Annotated in this window: 18 protein-coding genes and 4 tRNA genes; 21 read left to right on the top strand and 1 reads right to left on the bottom strand. The window is 58.4% G+C overall.

Going from position 1 to position 21,115, the window contains the following annotated elements; all coding sequences use genetic code 11:
* Window positions 1–6 precede the first annotated feature (6 nt).
* From DESU86_RS11980 to rplL, 20 genes are all read left to right on the top strand, one after another.
* On the top strand, window positions 7–678 hold the full coding sequence (locus DESU86_RS11980) for a riboflavin synthase (protein WP_179981252.1): 672 nt from the start codon (window positions 7–9) through the stop codon (window positions 676–678).
* Window positions 679–764: 86 nt separating this feature from the next.
* Window positions 765–1,235, top strand: coding sequence for a 6,7-dimethyl-8-ribityllumazine synthase (ribH, locus tag DESU86_RS11975; RefSeq protein WP_179981251.1), 471 nt, complete (start codon window positions 765–767; stop codon window positions 1,233–1,235).
* A 3-nt stretch (window positions 1,236–1,238) separates the two neighbouring features.
* The gene (gene nusB, locus DESU86_RS11970) at window positions 1,239–1,733 is read left to right on the top strand and encodes a transcription antitermination factor NusB (RefSeq protein WP_179981250.1); all 495 of its coding nucleotides are present in this window, start codon (window positions 1,239–1,241) and stop codon (window positions 1,731–1,733) included.
* Window positions 1,734–1,746: 13 nt separating this feature from the next.
* The gene (leuS, locus tag DESU86_RS11965) at window positions 1,747–4,260 is read left to right on the top strand and encodes a leucine--tRNA ligase (protein WP_179981249.1); all 2,514 of its coding nucleotides are present in this window, start codon (window positions 1,747–1,749) and stop codon (window positions 4,258–4,260) included.
* Between the two features lie 634 nt (window positions 4,261–4,894).
* Window positions 4,895–5,986, top strand: a complete 1,092-nt coding sequence (locus tag DESU86_RS11960; protein ID WP_179981248.1) for a DNA polymerase III subunit delta — start codon at window positions 4,895–4,897, stop codon at window positions 5,984–5,986.
* Between the two features lie 102 nt (window positions 5,987–6,088).
* Window positions 6,089–6,778 (top strand): RadC family protein, encoded by a 690-nt coding sequence (radC, locus tag DESU86_RS11955; protein WP_179981247.1) that lies wholly within the window; start codon window positions 6,089–6,091, stop codon window positions 6,776–6,778.
* 18 nt (window positions 6,779–6,796) lie between these two features.
* Entirely contained in the window at window positions 6,797–9,412 is a 2,616-nt protein-coding gene (gene lon, locus DESU86_RS11950; RefSeq protein ID WP_179981246.1) for an endopeptidase La, read from the top strand.
* A 5-nt stretch (window positions 9,413–9,417) separates the two neighbouring features.
* Window positions 9,418–10,296 (top strand): peptide chain release factor N(5)-glutamine methyltransferase, encoded by an 879-nt coding sequence (prmC, locus tag DESU86_RS11945; protein WP_179981245.1) that lies wholly within the window; start codon window positions 9,418–9,420, stop codon window positions 10,294–10,296.
* Window positions 10,297–10,461: 165 nt separating this feature from the next.
* Window positions 10,462–10,537 (top strand) — tRNA-Thr (locus tag DESU86_RS11940).
* A 53-nt stretch (window positions 10,538–10,590) separates the two neighbouring features.
* Window positions 10,591–10,676: transfer RNA gene (locus tag DESU86_RS11935), tRNA-Tyr, on the top strand.
* Window positions 10,677–10,777: 101 nt separating this feature from the next.
* Window positions 10,778–10,853: transfer RNA gene (locus DESU86_RS11930), tRNA-Gly, on the top strand.
* A 211-nt stretch (window positions 10,854–11,064) separates the two neighbouring features.
* Window positions 11,065–12,258, top strand: a complete 1,194-nt coding sequence (tuf, locus tag DESU86_RS11925) for an elongation factor Tu (protein ID WP_179981244.1) — start codon at window positions 11,065–11,067, stop codon at window positions 12,256–12,258.
* A gap of 4 nt (window positions 12,259–12,262) precedes the next feature.
* The gene (gene rpmG, locus DESU86_RS11920; RefSeq protein WP_179981243.1) at window positions 12,263–12,412 is read left to right on the top strand and encodes a 50S ribosomal protein L33; all 150 of its coding nucleotides are present in this window, start codon (window positions 12,263–12,265) and stop codon (window positions 12,410–12,412) included.
* A gap of 44 nt (window positions 12,413–12,456) precedes the next feature.
* Window positions 12,457–12,533 (top strand) — tRNA-Trp (locus DESU86_RS11915).
* A 22-nt stretch (window positions 12,534–12,555) separates the two neighbouring features.
* Window positions 12,556–12,795, top strand: coding sequence for a preprotein translocase subunit SecE (gene secE / locus DESU86_RS11910; RefSeq protein ID WP_179981242.1), 240 nt, complete (start codon window positions 12,556–12,558; stop codon window positions 12,793–12,795).
* Window positions 12,796–12,803: 8 nt separating this feature from the next.
* Window positions 12,804–13,376, top strand: a complete 573-nt coding sequence (gene nusG / locus DESU86_RS11905; protein ID WP_179981241.1) for a transcription termination/antitermination protein NusG — start codon at window positions 12,804–12,806, stop codon at window positions 13,374–13,376.
* A gap of 173 nt (window positions 13,377–13,549) precedes the next feature.
* The gene (gene rplK / locus DESU86_RS11900; RefSeq protein WP_179981240.1) at window positions 13,550–13,972 is read left to right on the top strand and encodes a 50S ribosomal protein L11; all 423 of its coding nucleotides are present in this window, start codon (window positions 13,550–13,552) and stop codon (window positions 13,970–13,972) included.
* Window positions 13,973–14,155: 183 nt separating this feature from the next.
* The gene (rplA, locus tag DESU86_RS11895; protein WP_179981239.1) at window positions 14,156–14,863 is read left to right on the top strand and encodes a 50S ribosomal protein L1; all 708 of its coding nucleotides are present in this window, start codon (window positions 14,156–14,158) and stop codon (window positions 14,861–14,863) included.
* Between the two features lie 167 nt (window positions 14,864–15,030).
* The gene (gene rplJ / locus DESU86_RS11890; RefSeq protein WP_179981238.1) at window positions 15,031–15,555 is read left to right on the top strand and encodes a 50S ribosomal protein L10; all 525 of its coding nucleotides are present in this window, start codon (window positions 15,031–15,033) and stop codon (window positions 15,553–15,555) included.
* Between the two features lie 51 nt (window positions 15,556–15,606).
* Window positions 15,607–15,987, top strand: a complete 381-nt coding sequence (gene rplL / locus DESU86_RS11885; RefSeq protein ID WP_179981237.1) for a 50S ribosomal protein L7/L12 — start codon at window positions 15,607–15,609, stop codon at window positions 15,985–15,987.
* 346 nt (window positions 15,988–16,333) lie between these two features.
* Here the strand turns inward: rplL and DESU86_RS11880 are convergent, their stop codons facing one another.
* The gene (locus DESU86_RS11880) at window positions 16,334–16,609 is read right to left on the bottom strand and encodes a hypothetical protein (protein ID WP_179981236.1); all 276 of its coding nucleotides are present in this window, start codon (window positions 16,607–16,609) and stop codon (window positions 16,334–16,336) included.
* Window positions 16,610–16,900: 291 nt separating this feature from the next.
* Between DESU86_RS11880 and rpoB the strand changes: the two genes are divergently transcribed.
* Window positions 16,901–21,037 (top strand): DNA-directed RNA polymerase subunit beta, encoded by a 4,137-nt coding sequence (gene rpoB, locus DESU86_RS11875; protein WP_179981235.1) that lies wholly within the window; start codon window positions 16,901–16,903, stop codon window positions 21,035–21,037.
* Window positions 21,038–21,115 lie beyond the last annotated feature (78 nt).

Below are 21,115 nucleotides of genomic sequence, written 5' to 3'. Positions count from 1 at the left end.
GATCTCATGTTTACAGGCATAATTCAGGGGCAGGGCGAGGTGCGCTCCTTGCGCAGAACCGGCGGCGAGTGCCGTATTTGCCTGCGTCCGCTTTTTACCCTGCCTGATATTGAGGATGGCGAATCCATAGCCGTCAACGGAGCCTGCCTTTCCGTGGAAGAGCACGGGACAGACACGTATACGGCCTATGCTTCAAACGAGACACTTTCGCGCACCACCCTGGGGGGGCTGCAAACAGGGCATCTCGTCAATCTTGAGCGGGCCCTGGCCCTGGGCGACCGCCTGGGCGGTCACCTTGTGAGCGGCCATGTGGATTGCATCGCCACCGTGCGCGAAGTGCGCCAGGCGGGCCAGTCCCTGCGCTGCCGCATTGCCTTTCCCGCAGAATTTGGCGTCGAGGTCATCCCCAAGGGTTCGGTGACCCTTGACGGCATCAGCCTTACAGTCAATGATTGCGGCCCGGATTTTCTTGAGGTCAACATCATACCCGACACCCAGAAGCGCACCACCATGCTGCACTGGCGTCCGGGTGTATCCGTCAATATGGAAACTGACCTCATCGGCAAGTACGTGCGCAACCTGCTGCGTCCGTGGGCTGCCGCCGCCAGCGGCGACACCGCCGCCCCCAAAGCCGCAGGGCTGAACATGGATTTTCTGCTGCGTCAGGGTTTTTTGTAGGCGTGACCCGGGGTCGTGCCCTCTGTCGTTTTTGCAATCGTATCACTATAGAATGAACTGCGCACACCATGCGCCGAGGAGTTGCCATGAGCACTATGACAACCATTGCGGGCCAGTTGGACGCCAAGGGCCTTAAAGTGGCCATTGTGGCCACCCGCTTCAACGATTTTATTGTGGACCGCCTGGTGGGCGGCGCTCTCGACTATCTGGAGCGCCACGGCCTTGCCTCCGAAAACATCACGCTTGTGCGTATCCCCGGCGCTTTCGAAATGCCCCTGATTTGCAAGAAGCTCGCGGCCTCCGGCAAATACGACGGCATTCTCGCCCTTGGCGCCGTCATCCGTGGCGGCACTCCGCATTTTGAGTACGTCTGCGCCGAAGCCACCAAGGGCATTGCCCACTGCATGCTGGAGCACAGCACGCCCATCGGTTTTGGTCTGCTCACCTGCGACAATATCGAGCAGGCCATTGAGCGTGCCGGTTCCAAGGCTGGCAACAAGGGCGTGGAAGCTGCCGCCGCCATGCTGGAAACCATCCGCGTCATGGAGCAGTTGTAACCCATGGCCAAGGCCAAAAATGCAACACGGCGCGGCGAACGCGAACTGGCTTTTCAGGTTTTGTACGGCCTTTCCTTTACGCCGGCCAATACTCTTGAGGAGCTGCGCCGCAGTTTCCGCACCTCGCCGGACAACCTCGCGCGCAGTGAAGAAAGCGGCGTTCCCGTTGATGCCAGCGGCTTTTCCTGGGAACTGGTGCAGGGGGTCTGGAGCAACAGCGCCGCCCTGGACGATGCCATTACCCGCTTTTCGCACAACTGGCGCGTGGACCGCATGGGCCGGGTGGAGCTGACACTGCTGCGTCTGGCCGTGTATGAGCTTTTGTTCCGCAACGACGTGCCGCCGAAGGTCTCCATCAATGAGGCCCTGGAACTAAGCCGCCAGTTCGGCGAAGGCAATGCCAAGAATTTTATCAACGGCATTCTCGACGCCGTGGCCAAGGCCCTTGATGCAGGCGAACTGCAAAGGCTCGCCCCGTCCGCCAATCCCTCCATCTGAACCGGTATGCCCCATGACACAAGAACGCTATAATCCCCAAGCTATAGAAGAAAAATGGCAGGCCCGCTGGCAGGCTGACAATTCTTTTGCCTGCAGCCATGAAAGCAGCAAGCCCAAGTACTATGTGCTGGAGATGTTCCCCTATCCTTCGGGCAACATCCACATGGGGCACGTGCGCAACTATTCCATTGGCGACGTGGTGGCTCGCAGCAAACGCATGCAGGGCTTCAACGTCCTGCATCCCATGGGCTGGGACGCCTTTGGTCTGCCCGCTGAAAATGCGGCCATAAAAAACAATACCCACCCCGCCGAGTGGACCTACGCCAACATACGCAATATGCGCGCCCAGCAGAAACGCCTGGGCTATTCCTACGACTGGTCCCGCGAAATCGCCACCTGCCGTCCCGAATACTACCGCTGGGAACAGATGTTTTTTGTGCGCATGTTTGAAAAGGGCCTTGTCTACCGCAAAAAAGCCCCGCAGAACTGGTGCCCGTCCTGTCATACGGTGCTGGCCAACGAGCAGGTCATTGACGGCCTGTGCTGGCGCTGCGACAGCCGTGTGGAGCAGAAAGACCTCACGCAGTGGTTTCTCAAAATCACCGCCTATGGCGACGAACTGCTGGACGATCTCAACAAGCTTGAAGGCGACTGGCCTGACCGCGTCATTGCCATGCAGCGCAACTGGATCGGCAAGTCCACGGGCGCGGCCATTGCCTTTGGCCTTGAAAAAGCCATTGAAGGCGTACAGGGCATAGACGTCTTTACAACCAGGCCCGACACGGTGTTTGGCGTCACCTTCATGACGCTGGCCCCCGAGCATCCCCTGGTGGAAAAGCTCATTGCGGACTATCCCAACGCTGCGGAAGTGCGCGCCTTTGTGGAACGCATCCGCAATATGGACCGCCTGGATCGCCAGTCCGACGGGGTGGAAAAAGAGGGCATCTTCACCGGCGCTTACGCCATACACCCGTTCACGGGGCAGCGCGTGCCGCTGTGGCTCGGCAACTTTGTGCTGGCCGACTACGGCACGGGCGCGGTCATGGGCGTACCCGCCCACGACCAGCGCGATTTCGAATTCGCCCGCAAATACGACCTGCCCCTGCGCGTGGTCATAAGCCCCGCTGGCGAGGTACTGGATTCGGAAAGCATGACCGAGGCCTTCACCGCTGACGGCGTCATGGTCAATTCCGGCTCCTTTGACGGCATGCCCAATGAAGACGGCAAAAAGGCCGTGGCCCAGAGCCTTGAAAAAGAAGGCAAGGGCAAGGCCACAGTGCAGTTTCGCCTGCGCGACTGGAACATCTCGCGCCAGCGCTACTGGGGTTCGCCAATCCCCATGATCTACTGTGATGCGTGCGGCGTTGTGCCCGAAAAGGAAGAAAACCTTCCCGTGCTCCTGCCCCTGGACGTAAAAACGCACAGCGATGGGCGCTCGCCTCTGGCCGACACTCCCTCGTTCGTGAACTGCGCATGCCCCAAGTGCGGCGGCCCTGCCCGCCGCGAAACAGACACCATGGACACCTTTGTGGAATCGTCCTGGTATTTCGCCCGCTACACCAGCGCCCGAGACACTGAAGCGCCTTTTGATGCGGACGCCATCAAGTACTGGCTGCCTGTGGACCAGTACATCGGCGGCGTGGAGCACGCCATTTTGCACCTGCTCTACTCCCGCTTCTTCACCAAGGTGCTCCGCGACATGGGTTTCTTCCCGGCGGACTTTGCCGAACCCTTCAAGAACCTGCTCACTCAGGGCATGGTGCTCAAAGACGGCGGCAAGATGTCCAAATCCAAGGGCAACGTGGTCGATCCCACGACCATGATCCAAAAATACGGTGCGGATACCGTGCGCCTGTTCTGTCTTTTTGCCGCCCCTGCGGAGCGAGACTTTGACTGGTCCGATTCCGGCATCGAGGGGGCCTCGCGCTTTATTGGCCGCGTATGGCGGCTGTTTATGGAAGAGCAGGAACGCCTGCTGCCCCTCACGGCCTGCGCCGCCACCGATCAGGACGCCACAAGCCCTGAAGCCCGCGACCTGCGCCGCCGTGAGCACCTCACGGTGAAGAAGGTCAGGGAAGACATGAGCGACCGCTTCCAGTTCAACACGGCCATCGCCGCTGTTATGGAACTGGTCAATGCCATGTACCTTTCGCGGGAAAAACTGAGCATGAGCGAGGCTGATCGGCGTGTGTTCTCTTCTGCCATGAGCACGGCCATAACCCTGCTCGCCCCCATCACCCCGCACATCTGCGAAGAACTCTGGCAACGCCTTGGTCACAAGACCACTGTTTCCGAAGAACTCTGGCCGGAATGGAACGAGACCGCCATGGCCCAGGACATGCTTACCGTGGCGCTCCAGGTCAATGGAAAGCTGCGCGGCACGGTGGAAGTTCCCGCCGGGGCGGACAAGGCCGCTATGGAAGCCGCTGCCCTGGCCGACAGTTCGGTACAGCGCCATCTGGCCGGCCTCACCGTGCGCAAGGTGGTGGTGGTGCCGGGCAAACTGGTCAACATCGTGGCCAACTAGGGCGTAGGTATATCATTTTTGGAATGCTTTGTGGGGGAGGGACCCTTTTGCAAAAGGGTCTCCTCCCCCACGCCTCCACCCCCTAAAACTCTTGTCATGGTACAAAGCGTTTTTTGATCTGAGGCGGGAAGTTCGGCGGCAGCATCTTTCAGGCATCACGCATCGTAAAATGTATCCTCCCTGGTCAGGCCCAGTCCGGCCGCATGAAATATATATGGAAAGGGGCGCTTTTTTCAAAAAAGCGCCCCTTCTCCTTTCCCCTTCCCTGAAAAAGCGTTTATCGGTATGGTACTGTCTTGGCTGCTTTCTTTCTAAAGAAGCACTGATTAGAGCAATTTCTCTTTGAAATTGCTCTGGCGGATGCGGGAGCAGACGCCCGCCGCGGAGGCGCAAGCGCAGTTTACCTGCGCGGTTAAACGCCGTAGTGAGCGTGCCTTAAACTTTGAGAATGAACATTCTCAAAGTTAATCTGCTCTAAAGAATCTTTTGGAAACGCGCTGGTATTTCGTTTGGCAAGGCGCGATCTTTTTTCAAGCAGGAGTGGACTCTTCCGTCCTCGACTGTTTCAAAAAAAGGGAAGCAACGCAGCCAAACGGAATAAATCAGCGTTTCCATAACTGTACGGCATACAAACATGAGCACTCCCCATCCAGGATTTTCCTTTCTTGTCTGCCCTGACGGACAACTGCTGCGCGCCCATCTGAACAGGATGCTGGCGGCCCATCCTCCTGCGGCCGGAGGCGGCCTCATGCCCCAGGCCGCTCCCGAGCAGTGGGAAAGGCATGTCTACTGGGGTGATGAAGAACCGCCGCAGCGCTTTTGGGAGCATCTGACGCTTCAAGGACTCTTCGGCGCGCCGCGCGCCCTGATTATCAGGCAAGCCAACCAGTGGCCGGCGGCAGTATGGAAAAAAATCTCCCACGCCCTGGCCCGTCCCTCGGAGCAGTGCTGGCCCTTCTTCTGCCTTGAGGTCAACTGGGAACGTGGCCAGCCCAAGATTCCGGCCCATCTCGGCAAATTGCCCTGCATGGCCTTTGCCGACAAACAGGGCTGGATATGGCGGCATGAAGGGCTCAATGAACGCACTGTGAAAAAACACGTGCTGCAACGCTGCCAGTCGCTGAACCTGCGGTTTGAAGCTGACGCCCTGGAGCAGTTCTGCGCTTCCGTCCCGCCCGACGCCCTGGCCATTGAAAACGAACTGGAAAAGCTGCTTCTGCTCCGCGCCGCCATGCTGGACGCTGACGACGCCGCCAACGCCGCCGCTGGCGCTGTTTCCGGCAGCCGCGAGCAGGACATAAGTCTGGCCTTGATATCCACAGCCTCGTGGAGCCCGGAATGCGACGTTTTCGCCTGCATCCGTCACATGCAGGCAGGCAATCTGCCCGCCGTGTGGAGAGAGCTTGCGCGCAGCAAGGACGGCGACAGCCTGCTGTTTTCGCTTCTTGCCCTGCTGGCCCGTGAACTGCGCCTTTTATGGCAGTGTCAGGCTGGTGAAAATCCTCGTATGCGCCCCCAGGAATCCGGGGCCAAAAAACAGCTTGCCCAGCGCCTTGGGCCTGAAGGCATCGCGCAGGGCATGTCCCTTGTGGTGGATGCCGAACTGCATGTCAAAAGCGGCCGCCGCAGTCCCGAACAGAGCCTGGATTTTCTGGCCACGCGCATGACGGCTCTATTTGCCAGGGCCCAGGGCCAGGCTCGGGGCCAGGTTCAGGGCAGGGCATGACCCTCGTGCTGCCAGAAATCCCTTTATTTATTGGCCCAAAACGGGCAAAATCCCTATAGTCATATCCCTGCCTCTTGCATAACCTCCAAGACTGCTTACATTATGACAGCAAAGCCAGGCCCCATACAACTGCACGCAGGGCACAGAGCCCGGCTGCGTGAGCGTTTCGAGCATGAACCGGCCGCTGTGGCTGACTATGAGGTTCTGGAACTGCTGTTGGGCTACGGGCTCACACGCAAGGACACCAAACCTCTGGCCAAGGAATTGCTCCAGCGCTTTGGCAGCATCCGGGGCGTCATGGACGCCCGGCCCGACGAACTTCTTGCAGTGCCCGGTTTCGGACCAGGACTGATGACCTATTTTCAGGTCTTGCGCGAAGTCCGCAGCCGCTATGTGGCTTCGGCCATGCGTAAAAGAGAAGTGCTGGTCACGCCGGAAGCCGTGGCCCGCATGGCCCAGAGCCGGTTGGCGGGCTGCCCGCACGAGGAGTGCTGGCTGGCGCTGGTGGACCAGCGCAACAGGCTTACCGCCTGGGAATGTCTGCGGCGCGGCGGTATCGCGGAGGTTTCAATGCAGCCCAGAGAAGTATTCGAGGCCGCGCTGCTGCGCAAGGCCAGCGGCATCATAATGGTGCACAACCATCCCGGCGGCAACCCCGCGCCTTCCGAAGCAGACAAAGCTTTCACCGCCGAGCTGCAAAGACTTGCGCCGCAACTGGGCCTGCGCTTTCTGGATCATGTTATCGTTACTGAGGGAGACTGCTACAGCATCACGCAGATGCAGACCATTTAAGGCAGTCAGGGAGAGTATATGGCTGATTATAATGAAAAGAACCATTTGTTGAACCTGGATGGAACCGATTCCACTGCGGGTCCGGACGTTGAAAATGAAGAACAGCGGGACGCCAACCCTCTCGCGCAGGATGTGGCTGAAGGCGAAGGCGGCCTGACCGCCGCCATGCAGAGCATACCCGACACCTTGCCGGTTCTGCCCGTGCGCGACGTGGTTATTTTTAACTACATGATTTTGCCTCTCTTCATTGGGCGTGAAAAATCGGTTCAGGCAGTGGACGCCGCTCTCAAGAACGGACGGCATCTGCTCGTTTGCGCCCAGAAAGAAGAAAGCACCGAAGACCCCGGCCCGGACGACCTGTATACGGTAGGCACCGTGGTGCAGGTCATGCGCATGCTCAAGATGCCCGACTCGCGGGTGAAGATTCTTGTGCAGGGCGTGAGCCGCGCCCGTGTGCGCAGTTTCAGCCAGGTTGAGCCCTTCCTTGAGGCGCATATTGAAACCCTGTCCGAAACCACGCCCAAGATAGACCCCACAGTGGAGGCGCTGTTGCGCTCCGTGCGCGAGCAAAGCGAAAAAGTGCTTTCTCTGCGCGGGCTCTCCTCGCCTGACGTGCTGGCAGTTTTGCAGGGCGTGGACGATCCCGGCCGCCTGGCTGATCTCATTGCCGCCAACATGCGCATGAAGACGGCCGACGCCCAGCGCATTCTGGAGGCCGAAGATCCGCTGGATCGCCTTATGCTGGTCAACACCCAGCTGCAGCGTGAAGTCGAGGTGGCCACCGTCCAGGCGCGCATTCAGAGTTCTGCCCGCGAGGGTATGGACAAGGCCCAGAAGGACTACTTCCTGCGCGAACAGCTCAAGGCCATCCGCACCGAGCTGGGCGACAAGGATGAAGAAGGCGAAGAAGAACTGGAAAACCTCAAGGCCGCCCTGAACAAGGCAGGTCTGCCCAAGGACGTGCGCAAGGAAGCAGACAAGCAGCTGCGCCGCCTGGCGGGCATGCATGCGGACTCCTCCGAGGCCAACGTGGTGCGTACCTACCTGGACTGGCTGGTGGAACTGCCGTGGAAGAAGCTTTCGCGCGACAGGCTGGACATAGCCTACGCCAAGCAGATTCTGGACGAAGACCACTGCGGGCTGGAAAAGGTCAAGGACCGCATCCTTGAGTTCCTGAGCGTGCGCAAGCTGAATCCGCAGTCCAAGGGACCCATTCTCTGCTTCGCCGGCCCTCCAGGCGTTGGCAAAACGTCTCTTGGCCGCTCCATCGCCCGCGCGATGGGACGCAAGTTCCAGAGACTCTCACTGGGCGGCATGCACGACGAGGCCGAAATACGCGGGCACAGGCGCACCTATATTGGTGCCATGCCTGGCCGCATCATCCAGAGCATCAAGCAGGCTGGCACCCGCAACCCGGTTGTTGTGCTGGACGAAGTGGACAAGCTCGGTTCGGACTTCAGGGGGGACCCGTCTTCGGCCCTGCTGGAAGTGCTGGACCCGGAACAGAACTACACCTTCAGCGACCACTATCTGAATGTGCCCTTTGACCTTTCAAAGGTTATGTTCCTGTGCACGGCCAACCACCTTGAGACCATCCCGGCGGCCCTGCGCGACCGTATGGAAGTCATCACCCTGCCGGGCTACACCATGCAGGAAAAGGCCGAAATAGCGCGCAAGCATCTGCTGCCCAAAAAGATCAAGGAAAACGGCCTGGAAGAAAAGGATGTGATTCTGGACGCCGCTGCCCTTGAAAAGGTCATCAGGGAATACACGCGCGAAGCGGGCCTGCGCAACCTTGAACGCGAACTGTCGTCCATCTGCCGCAAGCTGGCCCGTCGCAAGGCCGAAGGCAAGAAGGGGCCCTTCAGGGTTGACGCGGCCGATGTGGAAAAGCTGCTGGGCGCGCCGCGCTTTATTGAGGACGAAAAGGAAAAGAAGCTCATGCCCGGCATGGCTCTTGGTCTGGCCTGGACTCCTGCGGGCGGCGAAGTGCTCACCGTGGAAGCCACAGTCATGAAGGGCAAGGGAGGCCTTACCCTCACCGGCCAGCTCGGCGACGTCATGAAGGAAAGCGCCCAGGCTGCCCTGAGCTACATCCGCAGTCGGGCCGACGATCTGGGCGTGAACCCGTCCTTTGTGTCCGAGTTTGACATCCACGTGCACGTGCCCGCTGGCGCTACGCCCAAGGACGGCCCTTCGGCGGGCGTTACGCTCACGACGGCCCTCATATCGGCCCTCAGTGGACGCCGCGTGCGCGCAGACCTGTGCATGACCGGTGAAATCACCCTTCAGGGTAGGGTGCTGCCCGTGGGCGGCATCAAGGAAAAGATTCTGGCGGGTGTGGCGCGCGGCCTCAAGCACGTGATCATTCCCTGGCAGAACACCAAGGATCTTGAAGACGTGCCCAAGGAACTGCTCAAGCGCATAACCGTGCATCCTGTGCACCATTATGATGAACTGTTGCCCCTGGTCTTTGAAGACAAGGGCAGCCGTGGCGGAGCCTCCGGAACGGACAAGAACCGCAAGAACAAAGAAGAAAGCAAGAAGGAAACCGTGGCAGCCCGCCCGCGCAAGCCTGCCGCCTCTGGCGGCGGCCGCAAGGCCGGACAGCCCCAGCCCGAAGCCGGAGCCTGAGTCCTGTGAAGCTGCGCCAGTATCTTGCTGAATCCGCGCAAAAAATGACAAAGGCGGGGGTGGACAGCCCCCGCCTTTGCGCGCATGTGCTGGTGCGCCAGGTACTCGGCCTTGACCGCATAGCCTGCGTGACGCAGGCTGACCGCGAACTGACGTCACGTGAACTGACGGCCCTTGACGTCCTTGTTGCCCGGCGCGCCGCAGGGGAACCGCTAGCGCACATAACGGGCAGCAGGGAGTTCTATGGGCGCGATTTTCTGGTAACGCCCCACACGCTCATTCCCCGTCCCGAGACGGAACTGCTTGTGGAAAAAGCCCTTGAGGCGGCGACAAAGCTTGAATCCGGGGGCAGACTTACAGAGCGTGGCCTGTATTTCGCCGATGTGGGCACAGGCTCAGGCTGCATTGGCATTACCCTTGCCCTTGAGCTCCCCCGCTGGCGCGGCCTGCTCATGGACATCAGCGGCGAGGCCGTGAAAACGGCGCGGCAAAATGCCCAGGCGCTGGGGGCGCAGGAGCGAGTTGTCTGCATTGAGGGCGATCTGTACAGGCCGCCCCTTGCGTCCGGCGCTTATGCCCTGCTGGCGAGCAATCCCCCGTATATTGCCGAAAACGAGCGTCCCATGGTAATGCCCGAAGTGCTGGCGCACGAACCCCATGGCGCGCTTTTTTCGCCTGCGGCGGGGCTGGCCCACCTTGGGGCGGTCATTGGGGCAGCGGCCAGAGCGCTTGCGCCCGGCGGCTGCCTGTTGCTGGAACATGGCGCGGCACAGGGCGCGGAAACACGCCGCCTGCTGCGTGCCGACAGCCTTTTTGAGGCTCCCGTGACCCACAGGGACATGGCTGGCCTTGAACGCTGCACCGTGGCGTTCCGGGCCCGCTGAGGCATTGTCGGGGGAGCGCGCCATAAAGTGGCGGTTCACGCGGCTCTCCTCATGATTCAGGGGGCTTGCGCATAACGGCGAGTCAGTGAAATTTATAAAAAAATGCGGGAAAATGCATTTTTTACTTGCCAAGCAGTTCGGAAGTGGCTAAATAGCACTCTTGCCGCTGGCGTAGCTCAACTGGCAGAGCAGCTGATTTGTAATCAGCAGGTTGCGGGTTCAAGTCCCATCGCCAGCTCCAGAGAATTACGCCGGTCAAAGGAAGGACACTTGCCCGACCTTAGCGGCACGAGTGGAGGGGTTCCCGAGTGGCCAAAGGGAACAGACTGTAAATCTGTCGTCGTAAGACTTCGGTGGTTCAAATCCACCCCCCTCCACCACCACTTTTCCGTCTTCCGTAAATCAGACGGGTGGTGGCTGGTTACAAAAAACTGCCTTGGCTGTAGGAGACAGGGAGCCTGTCGGGGAACTACGGTAGCGTGCGGGAATAGCTCAACGGCTAGAGCATCAGCCTTCCAAGCTGAGGGTTGCGGGTTCGAATCCCGTTTCCCGCTCCATTCCTGCTGAATTCCTCCCCCTCAGTCAACCCGTCCGCCAATGCACGTTCCCTGGTGTCCAGGGACTGAATGCGGACAGCGGGCCGCCCAACGGTTTTTTTCCACTGCCGCAGCCGTTACGCGAGGAGCAGGCGTTACACACGCAAAGCTTGAAGCACTTTTTTGTAACGCAGGTAAAACGCAAACATTATTTTCTCCAGGGAGACGTACAATGGGCAAGGAAAAATTTGAACGCAAAAAGCCCCATGTAAACATCGGCACCATCGGCCACATCGACCATGGCAAAACCACGCTGACCGCCGCCATCACCAAGGTGGCGAACATGAAGAACGGCGGCAAGTTCATTTCGTATGACGAAATCGACAAGGCCCCCGAAGAAAAGGAACGTGGTATCACCATCTCCACCTCGCATGTTGAGTACGAGACCCCCAATCGTCACTATGCGCACGTGGACTGCCCCGGCCACGCCGACTACATCAAGAACATGATCACCGGCGCTGCCCAGATGGACGGCGGTATCCTGGTGGTGGCCGCCACTGACGGCCCCATGCCCCAGACCCGTGAGCACATCCTGCTCGCCCGTCAGGTCGGCGTGCCCCAGCTCGTGGTGTTCCTGAACAAGTGCGACCTCGTTGACGACGAAGAACTGCTCGAACTGGTGGAACTGGAAGTGCGCGAACTGCTGTCTTCCTACGACTTCCCCGGCGACGACGTTCCTGTCATCCGTGGTTCCGCGCTGAAAGCTCTGGAAACCGACAGCCCCGATTCCCCTGAAGCCAAGTGCATCATCGATCTGCTGGAAGCTTGCGATACCTTCATTCCCACGCCTGAGCGCGACATCGACAAGCCCTTCCTCATGCCTATCGAAGACGTGTTCTCCATCTCCGGCCGTGGCACAGTTGTGACCGGTCGTGTGGAACGCGGCGTGGTCAAGGTCGGCGAAGAAGTGGAAATCGTGGGCATCAAGCCCACCGTCAAGACCACCTGCACCGGCGTTGAAATGTTCCGCAAGCTGCTCGACCAGGGTGAAGCCGGCGACAACATCGGCGCTCTGCTGCGCGGCGTCAAGCGTGACGACGTGGAACGCGGCCAGGTTCTTGCCGCTCCCAAGAGCATCACCCCCCACAAGAAGTTCAAGGCTGAAGTGTACGTGCTCTCCAAGGAAGAAGGCGGCCGTCATACCCCCTTCTTCACTGGCTACCGTCCTCAGTTCTACTTCCGTACCACGGACATCACCGGCGTTATCGGTCTGCCCGAAGGCGTGGAAATGGTTATGCCCGGCGACAACTCGCAGTTCCTGGTTGAACTCATCGCTCCCATCGCCATGGAAGTTGGCCTGCGCTTCGCTATCCGCGAAGGTGGCCGCACCGTTGGCTCGGGCGTGGTGACTGAAATCACCGAGTAGGCCCATGAGAATCAACATACTTCTGGCTTGCACCGAGTGCAAACGCCGCAACTACAGCACCCGGAAGAACAAGAAAAACACTACCGGTCGGCTGGAAATGAAAAAGTATTGCCCCTGGGACAAGAAGCACACGCTGCATCGCGAAACCAGGTAACATAATTCCGCTGGGGGGGCGTCACGCCCCCCCGGACGGCACGCAGGGCAGTAGCTCTAACGGCTAGAGCGGCGGTCTCCAAAACCGCATGTTGGGGGTTCGAATCCCTCCTGCCCTGCCATTTTTTATCTCCGGACAATACCATGGCAAAAAAACAAGCTCAGGCTGGCGACCTTAAGGCCGACAAAGCCCCCAACATTTTCGTGCGCTTCGCGCGCTACGTCGAGGATGCCAAGGCAGAGTTGCGCAAGGTGACGTGGCCCACGGTGAAAGAAACACGCAAGGCCACTCTGGCCGTGTTGGGCTTTGTCGCCGTGATGGCCGTTATTCTTGGGCTGGTTGACCTTGGTCTGTCATCACTGATCAAGACCATACTGTCCTGAAGGCCGATATGAAAGACCCCGCAATCGACGAAACTTCCGAGCTCTCCTCAAAGGCTCGTTGGTATATTGTGCACACCTACTCGGGTTTCGAGCAGCGTGTGCAAAAGACCATTAACGAGTTGCGCCGCACCGGGCAGGAACAGGGCCTTATTGAGGAAGTGGTGGTTCCCACCGAAAAGGTTATCGAACCCACCAAGGGTGGACAGCAGCGCACATCCACGCGCAAGTTCTACCCCGGCTATGTGATGGTTCGCATGATCATGACCGACCTGTCCTGGCATCTGGTACAGTCCATCCCCAAGGTCACAGGCTTTGTGGGCGGCAAAAACCGTCCCACGCCCATGCGTGACGGCGAGGCCGAACGCATCCTGGAACTGATGGAAACACGTCAGGAAACCCCGAGACCCAAGTTCAATTTTGACAGGGGCGACGAAGTGCGTGTCATTGAAGGACCCTTTGGGGGCTTCAATGGCGTGGTTGAAGACGTTAACTACGACAAGGGAAAGCTGCGCGTTTCCGTATCCATCTTCGGGCGTCAAACGCCGGTTGAGCTGGATTTCGCACAGGTTTCCAAAGGCTAGGCCCCTTTCGCACTGAAGGGTTCTGCGGACAGGATTGCTCTTTGTCCGCACGGCACGTTTGTATACCCATACAAAACATGCCGGGGCGCATATCACCTAACCTTGCTTAATGACTTGCCCCCGCGCGGCGGCCCAAGGCCGGTCAGCGCGAGCAGCGATGAAGGATAAAGCAAATGGCCAAAAAAGAAGTTGCCAAGATCAAATTGCAGATTCCTGCGGGTGCGGCCAACCCCTCCCCGCCGGTAGGTCCCGCCCTGGGTCAGCATGGCCTGAACATCATGGGCTTCTGCAAAGAGTTCAATGCCCGTACCATGGACCAGAAAGGCATGATCATCCCCGTGGTTATCACGGTATATGCCGACCGTTCCTTTACCTTCATCACCAAGACCCCTCCGGCCTCGGTGCTGATCATGAAGGCCGCCAAGCTGGAAAAAGGTTCTGGCGAACCCAACCGCAACAAGGTGGGCAGCCTGACCATGGCGCAGGTGGAAGAAATCGCCAAGCTGAAGCTTCCCGATCTCAATGCCGCCACTCTTGAATCTGCGGTGAAGTCCATTGCGGGCACCGCTCGCAGCATGGGCGTTGACGTTAAGTAAAGGCCATGCCGCAGCGCGGGCCTTACGGGGCTTTTCGCAATTTGCAGGTTTATCGGTCTTGAGGCGACAGCCGGGTGGTTCTGCCATTAACCCGCCGCAGTTGCCATCGTTGAAATCAATTGTACTGCCGCCTTCGCGCAAGACGATGCGTGGCAGGAGATGCAAAACGACAAGGATTATCTCATGCCTAAACATGGCAAAAATTTTCGCAAGGCTCTGGAAGGCACTGACCTTCAGGAGCGCTTCAGCATAGAAGACGCTGTGAGCAAGTCGCTTGGCGCGGCCTTTGCCAAATTTGACGAAACCGTAGATGTGGCCATTCGCCTCGGCGTTGACCCCAAATACTCCGACCAGATGGTGCGCGGCGCTGTCACCCTGCCCCACGGGCTTGGCAAGACAGTGCGCGTTGCCGTGTTCTGTAAGGGCGAAAAGCAGGCCGAGGCCCGCGAAGCCGGCGCAGACGTGGTTGGCGCTGAAGACCTGGTCGCCCAGGTCAAGGAAGGCAACCTGAACTTTGACGCCGCCGTAGCCACCCCCGATGTCATGGCCCTTGTGGGCCAGATCGGCCGCGTGCTTGGCCCCCGTGGTCTTATGCCCAATGCCAAGACCGGTTCGGTTACGTTTGACGTAGCCAAGGCCGTCACCGAGCTCAAGGCTGGCCGCGTGGACTTCAAGGTTGACAAGGCTGGCGTGCTGCACGCTCCTTTGGGCAAGGCCTCTTTTGGCGCCGAGAAGATTCTTGGCAACCTCAAGGCCCTGCTTGACGCGGTGAACCGTCTTAAGCCTTCGGCCGCCAAGGGCGCCTACATGGTTTCCATGGCTGTTTCCACCACCATGGGCCCCGGCTTCAAAGTTGACATGTCCCAGGTCAAAAAATTTCTTGAGGGATAACTCTCAAGCGTGATGGCGGCCTGGTTTGCAGGTCGCCATCATAGTGTCTGAGGAACGGAATACGAGTCGAAGACGGCAGGCGGGTTAACCCCCTTAATTGCCCTGCCCAGACGCTTCTACTTTGGCTCGGCATTCCACCTGGCAACCCCGAACGTGAGAGGTATCACGTGAACAGGTCTGAAAAAGCCGCAATAATTGGAGCCATCAAGGCCAAGGCCGACAGTGCTTCCTTTGCTGTGCTGACGGACTTCAAGGGTATGACGGTGGAAGAGCTGACAAACCTGCGTGTGAGCCTTCGCAAGGCTGGCGGCGAATATCTCGTCGTTAAAAACACGTTGGCGCGTATAGCTCTGACCGACGGCACGCACGATGTCATCAAGGATAACTTCCATGAGAACATCGGCGTGGCCTTTGGGTTCGATGACCCCGTGGCGGTGGCCAAGGCGTTGAGTGATTTTGCCAAGCAAAGCAAGCTCTTTGAGCTTCGCTGCGCCAGCCTGGACGGTAAGGCCCTGAGTGCCGCCCAACTGGATGCGCTGGCCAAGCTGCCCGGAAGGGAACAGCTTCTCGGTCAGCTGCTCGGCACCATGAACGCCGTGCCCACCAACTTTGTGTCGCTGTTTGCCAACATGCTGCGTGGCCTGCTCTATGCCCTCAAGGGCATCGAAGAGCAGAAGTCCAATGCCGCCTAGTTGGCCATCACCGAAATCATCCGAATTTAAGCCAAAGATTAGGAGACTATCATGGCCGTTACCAAAGAAGAAGTTGTTGAATTTATCTCCAGCATGACCGTTCTTGAACTTTCCGAGTTCATCAAAGAACTGGAAGAAAAGTTTGGCGTGTCCGCCGCTGCGCCTGCCGCTGCCATGATGGTGGCCGCTCCCGCCGCTGCTGCTGAAGCTGCTGAAGAAAAGACCGAGTTCGACGTTATCCTGAAGGAAGCTGGCGCCAACAAGATCGGCGTCATCAAGGTCGTGCGCGCCCTGACCAGCCTTGGCCTCAAGGAAGCCAAGGAAAAGGTTGACGGCTGCCCCTCCACCCTGAAGGAAGGCGTGTCCAAGGACGAAGCCGAAGACGCCAAGAAGCAGCTGACCGAAGCCGGCGCTGTTGTCGAAGTGAAGTAAGTTCGGTTCTACCGTGCTTTATGGCGGGGCCTCTGGCCCCGCTTTTTTTTTGGCTGCCGGAGCATGCCCCCGTAGAACATTTTACTGTTAGAGCATTTTGCTTTTGAAACACGCCCTGTTTCAACGCATCATTCTGGCAAAAAACGTGGTTTGCGCCAGCCATCAGCAGGCTGCTCGCTCTATTAACCAATTGCTGTCTTTGCGGCAGTCGTTGGCGAGTCCACGAGCCTTACGAATGGCGACAGCGATTACACAGAACAAGACGTATAGTTACTCATGCTGTCTTCAAGCGTAGTTTCCTGCGTCACAACGCTTTAAGCATCCGTAGCTTCCTTCGTCGCAACGGCTAAAGCTCGCCAGAATTCACGTCACTTCGTGGCGGCTGCCGCCTTAGCGTCAGCAGAGCAATTTCAAAGAGAAATTGCTCTAAAAAAATATACATGCTCCACAAGGTGGCGTGACTTCTGCCGGTAATCGCTTTTTTTGAAAAGCGCAGCATTTCAAAGATACTCTGTTTTGGAAATTTTCCGTGGATCACGACCAAATTCTTTTTGCCATTAACGTCGGTATTGTTTATGCTCTGACGCGGTAAAAAAAACAGATCAAAAAAAAGGCTTGCCATAGTTTAAAATTCGCATTATGTATCCTCTTTCATGAACGGCTTAGGAGGCCTTTTTCTGTTTAATATAACTTACTGCATAAGTACATATTTTTAAGGTTGACGCCTGAACCCAAGCCCTGTTTACCCAGACAGGGATGGGTTTTTTTCGCCTTCCCCGCGCAGTAAGCATTACCTCCCACCGTGATTTACGCTTTCAGGGTGCAGTGACAACAAGTTTTTGCCCGCCGGCTTCGGCAGACGCTTTACTTGTCGCTCCGCCGGGGCGCAACCGCTACCTATCTTGAGGTACCCATGGGCCAGCTCACCAAACAGTTCGGCAAGATCAAGATTTCCCTCCCTATTCCCCATCTGCTTAACCTGCAGATAGATTCATATGAAAAGTTTCTTCAGGAAGGCGTTCCGGAAGCCGATCGCCGCCCTGATGAAGGACTCGAAGGTGTTTTTCATACTGTTTTTCCCATTGAAGACTTCAACAAGACCGCCAGTCTGGAATTTGTCAGCTATGAAGTTGGCGAACCCAAGTACGATCAGGCGGAGTGCATCTCAAAGGGACTGACCTACGAAGCCCCCATGCGCATCAAGGTGCGCCTTGTGGTCTATGATGCCGATGAAGCGTCGGGCAACCGTACCATTCGCGACATCAAGGAACAGGATATCTATTTTGGCACCCTGCCCCTTATGACCGAAAAAGGCACCTTTATCATAAACGGCACCGAGCGTGTCATCGTCAACCAGTTGCAGCGTTCGCCAGGCATCATTTTCGAGCATGACGGCGGCAAGACGCATACCAGCCGCAAGGTGCTGTATTCGTGCCGCATCATTCCCATGCGCGGTTCCTGGCTGGACTTTGACTTTGACCACAAGGACATACTCTACGTCCGCATTGACCGCCGCCGCAAAATGCCCGCCACGATCCTTTTCAAGGCCATGGGCATGAGCAAGGAACAGATCCTCGACTACTTCTACTCGCGCGAAACCTACCGTCTGGAAGACCGTAACGCGATCTACTGGGAAGTGCGCAAGGACCTGTACCGCAAGGACAATGCCTATGCCGACATCGTTGACGGCGCAGGCAACGTCATTGTCAAGGCTGGCAAGCCCATTACCAAACGCAGCTGGCGTCTTATCTGTGAATCGGGCATTGAAGCCATTGAAATGCGTCCTGACACTCTGGACAGCATGTTTCTGGCTGTGGACGTGGCCGATCCCAAAACCGGCGAACTTCTGGCAGAAGCCGCGGATGAAATCACTCCCGGTCTGCTGGACCGCATGCGTGAAGCCGGCATTAACCGGGTCAGCGTGCTGCACACCAAGGGCACCGATACGTCGTCCTCCATCCGCGACACCCTCATGCTGGACCGTATTCCCGACCAGCAGAAGGCGCAGGAAGAGATCTACCGTCGTCTGCGTCCCTCTTCGCCGCCCACTGCCGAGATTGCAGCCAGCTTCTTCGACAACCTGTTCCGCAACGGCGACTACTACGACCTGTCGCCCGTGGGCCGGTACAAGCTCAACCAGCGCCTTGCGCTGGACGAATCTTCGGATCTGCGCACCCTGACGGACCATGACATTCTCACGGCCATCAAGGTGCTGGTGCACCTCAAGGACAGCCATGGCCCGGCCGACGATATCGACCATCTGGGCAACCGCCGCGTTCGCCTTGTGGGCGAGCTGGTGGAAAACCAGTACCGCATCGGCCTTGTGCGCATGGAGCGCGCCATCAAGGAGCGCATGAGCCTGCAGGAAATCTCCACGCTCATGCCGCACGACCTTATCAACCCCAAACCCGTGGCGGCCGTGCTCAAGGAATTCTTTGGCACATCCCAGCTGTCGCAGTTTATGGACCAGACCAACTCCCTGTCCGAAGTGACGCACAAGCGCCGCCTTTCGGCCCTGGGCCCCGGCGGTCTGACCCGTGAGCGCGCGGGCTTTGAGGTGCGCGACGTGCATACGTCGCACTATGGCCGCATCTGCCCCATTGAAACGCCTGAAGGCCCGAACATCGGCCTTATCGTTTCCCTGACCACCTTTGCCAAGGTCAATGACTACGGCTTTATCGAAACGCCGTACCGTGTCGTGCGCGAAGGCCGCGTCACCGAGGACGTGGTGCACCTTGACGCTTCGCGTGAAGGCGACCAGGTCATCGCCCAGGCCAACGCCCTTGTGGACGAGCACGGCAACCTGCTGGACGAGCTTGTCACCGTGCGCGTCAAGGGCGAAGTGGAAATGCGCCACCGCGACGAAGTGAACCTTATGGACATCTCGCCCAGCCAGATGGTCTCCATCTCCGCTGCGCTCATTCCCTTCCTGGAACACGACGACGCCAACCGCGCGCTCATGGGTTCCAACATGCAGCGCCAGGCCGTGCCTCTGCTGCGTTCAGAAAAGCCCCTTGTGGGCACTGGCATGGAAGTGGACGTGGCCCGCGACTCCGGCGCCTGCATCGTTGCCCCTGCCAACGGCAAGGTGGAATATGTGGACGCCGACCGCATCGTGGTGGCCTACGAGGGCGACGTGTACAAAAAGCAGGGCGGCGTGCGCGCCTATGACCTGCTCAAGTACCACAAGTCCAACCAGAACTCCTGCTTCGGGCAGAAGCCCAGCTGCTATCCTGGCCAGGTTGTCAAAAAAGGCCAGATTCTCGCTGACGGCCCCGGCATCGACGACGGTGAACTGGCTTTGGGCAAAAACCTCGTGGTAGCCTTTATGCCCTGGTGCGGCTACAACTACGAAGACTCCATCCTCATCTCCGAACGCACGGTGAAGGAAGACGTCTTCACCTCCATCCACATCGAAGAATTCGAAGTGGTGGCGCGTGACACCAAGCTTGGACCCGAAGAAATCACCCGCGACATCCCCAACGTCAGCGAAGACATGCTGCGTAACCTGGATGAAAGCGGCATCATTCGCATTGGCGCGGCGGTCAAGCCCGACGACATCCTTGTGGGCAAAATCACCCCCAAGGGCGAAACCCAGCTTACCCCTGAAGAAAAACTGCTGCGCGCCATTTTCGGCGAAAAGGCCAGGGACGTGAAAAACACCTCCCTCAAGGTCCCGCCGGGAGTGGAAGGCACCATCATTGACGTCAAGGTCTTCAACCGCCGCTCGGGCGAAAAGGACGACCGCACGCTGGCCATTGAGGTTCATGACACTGCGGTGTTTGACCAGAAAGAAGCCGACCACATGCGCGCCCTTACCGACCGCACGCGCGTTCTGCTGGCCCCGCACGTCTGCGGCAAGCAGGTCGCTACCTCCGTGCCCGGCAAAAAGAAGGGCGAAGTGCTGGTGGAAGCCGGTGCGGCCCTGACTGAAGAAATGCTTGACGAACTGCCCGTGAAAAAGCTCGCTGGCCTTTTCAAGAGCAAGGAAGTCAATGATGCCGTGACCGACATACTCAAGTCCTATGACCAGCAGATTGATTATCTGCGCGCCATTTATGACTCCAAACGCGAAAAGGTCACCGAAGGGGACGATCTGCCCCCCGGCGTCATCAAGATGGTCAAGGTTCACATTGCCATCAAGCGTAAGCTCTCGGTGGGCGACAAAATGGCGGGCCGCCATGGTAACAAGGGCGTCGTCTCCTGCATCCTGCCGGAAGAAGACATGCCTTTCTTCGCCGACGGCCGTCCCGTTGACATTGTGCTCAACCCCCTGGGCGTGCCTTCGCGAATGAATATAGGCCAGATTATGGAAACCCACCTTGGTTGGGGAGCCAAAGAACTGGGCCGCCAATTGGCCGAACTGCTGGATTCCGGCGCGGCCATGCAGGTACTGCGCGACGAGGTCAAGAGCGTTTACAGCTCTGAAGACATCAACAAGCTCGTGGACGAAATGGACGACGAAGAATTCAAGGCCTCCGTCCACAAGCTGCGCAACGGCATCGTGACCAAAACCCCTGTGTTCGACGGCGCGACCGAAGAAGAGATCTGGGGCTGGATGGAAAGAGCCGGCCTTGCCAACGACGGCAAGACGACCCTTTACGACGGCCGCACGGGTGAACCCTTCAAGAACCGCGTGACCACAGGCGTCATGTATATGCTTAAGCTGCACCATTTGGTTGACGAAAAAATCCACGCCCGCTCAACGGGCCCCTACTCTCTGGTGACCCAGCAGCCCCTCGGCGGCAAGGCCCAGTTCGGCGGGCAGCGTCTGGGTGAAATGGAAGTGTGGGCGCTCGAAGCGTACGGCGCCGCCTACCTGTTGCAGGAATTCCTCACGGTCAAGTCCGACGACGTGACCGGGCGCGTGAAGATGTACGAAAAAATAGTCAAGGGCGACAACTTCCTTGAAGCAGGTCTGCCCGAGTCCTTCAACGTTCTGGTCAAGGAACTCATGAGCCTTGGGCTCAACGTCACCCTGCACCAGGAAGAAGGCAAAAAGAAGCCCAAGCGCGTAGGGTATATGAGAGATCGCGAGGATGAGGCATAAGCCGCCCGTTCTGGCGGACCCGGACATTCGTTGCGTCGCCCGCAAGTGGTGACCCCACTTGCGGGTGACGCGACATAG

This window comes from Desulfovibrio sp. 86, assembly GCF_902702915.1.
In the GTDB taxonomy this organism is placed as follows: Bacteria; Desulfobacterota; Desulfovibrionia; order Desulfovibrionales; family Desulfovibrionaceae; genus Desulfovibrio.
Note: the sequence above shows the minus strand (reverse complement) of the source record. Positions and strands in the feature narration are given on the sequence as shown.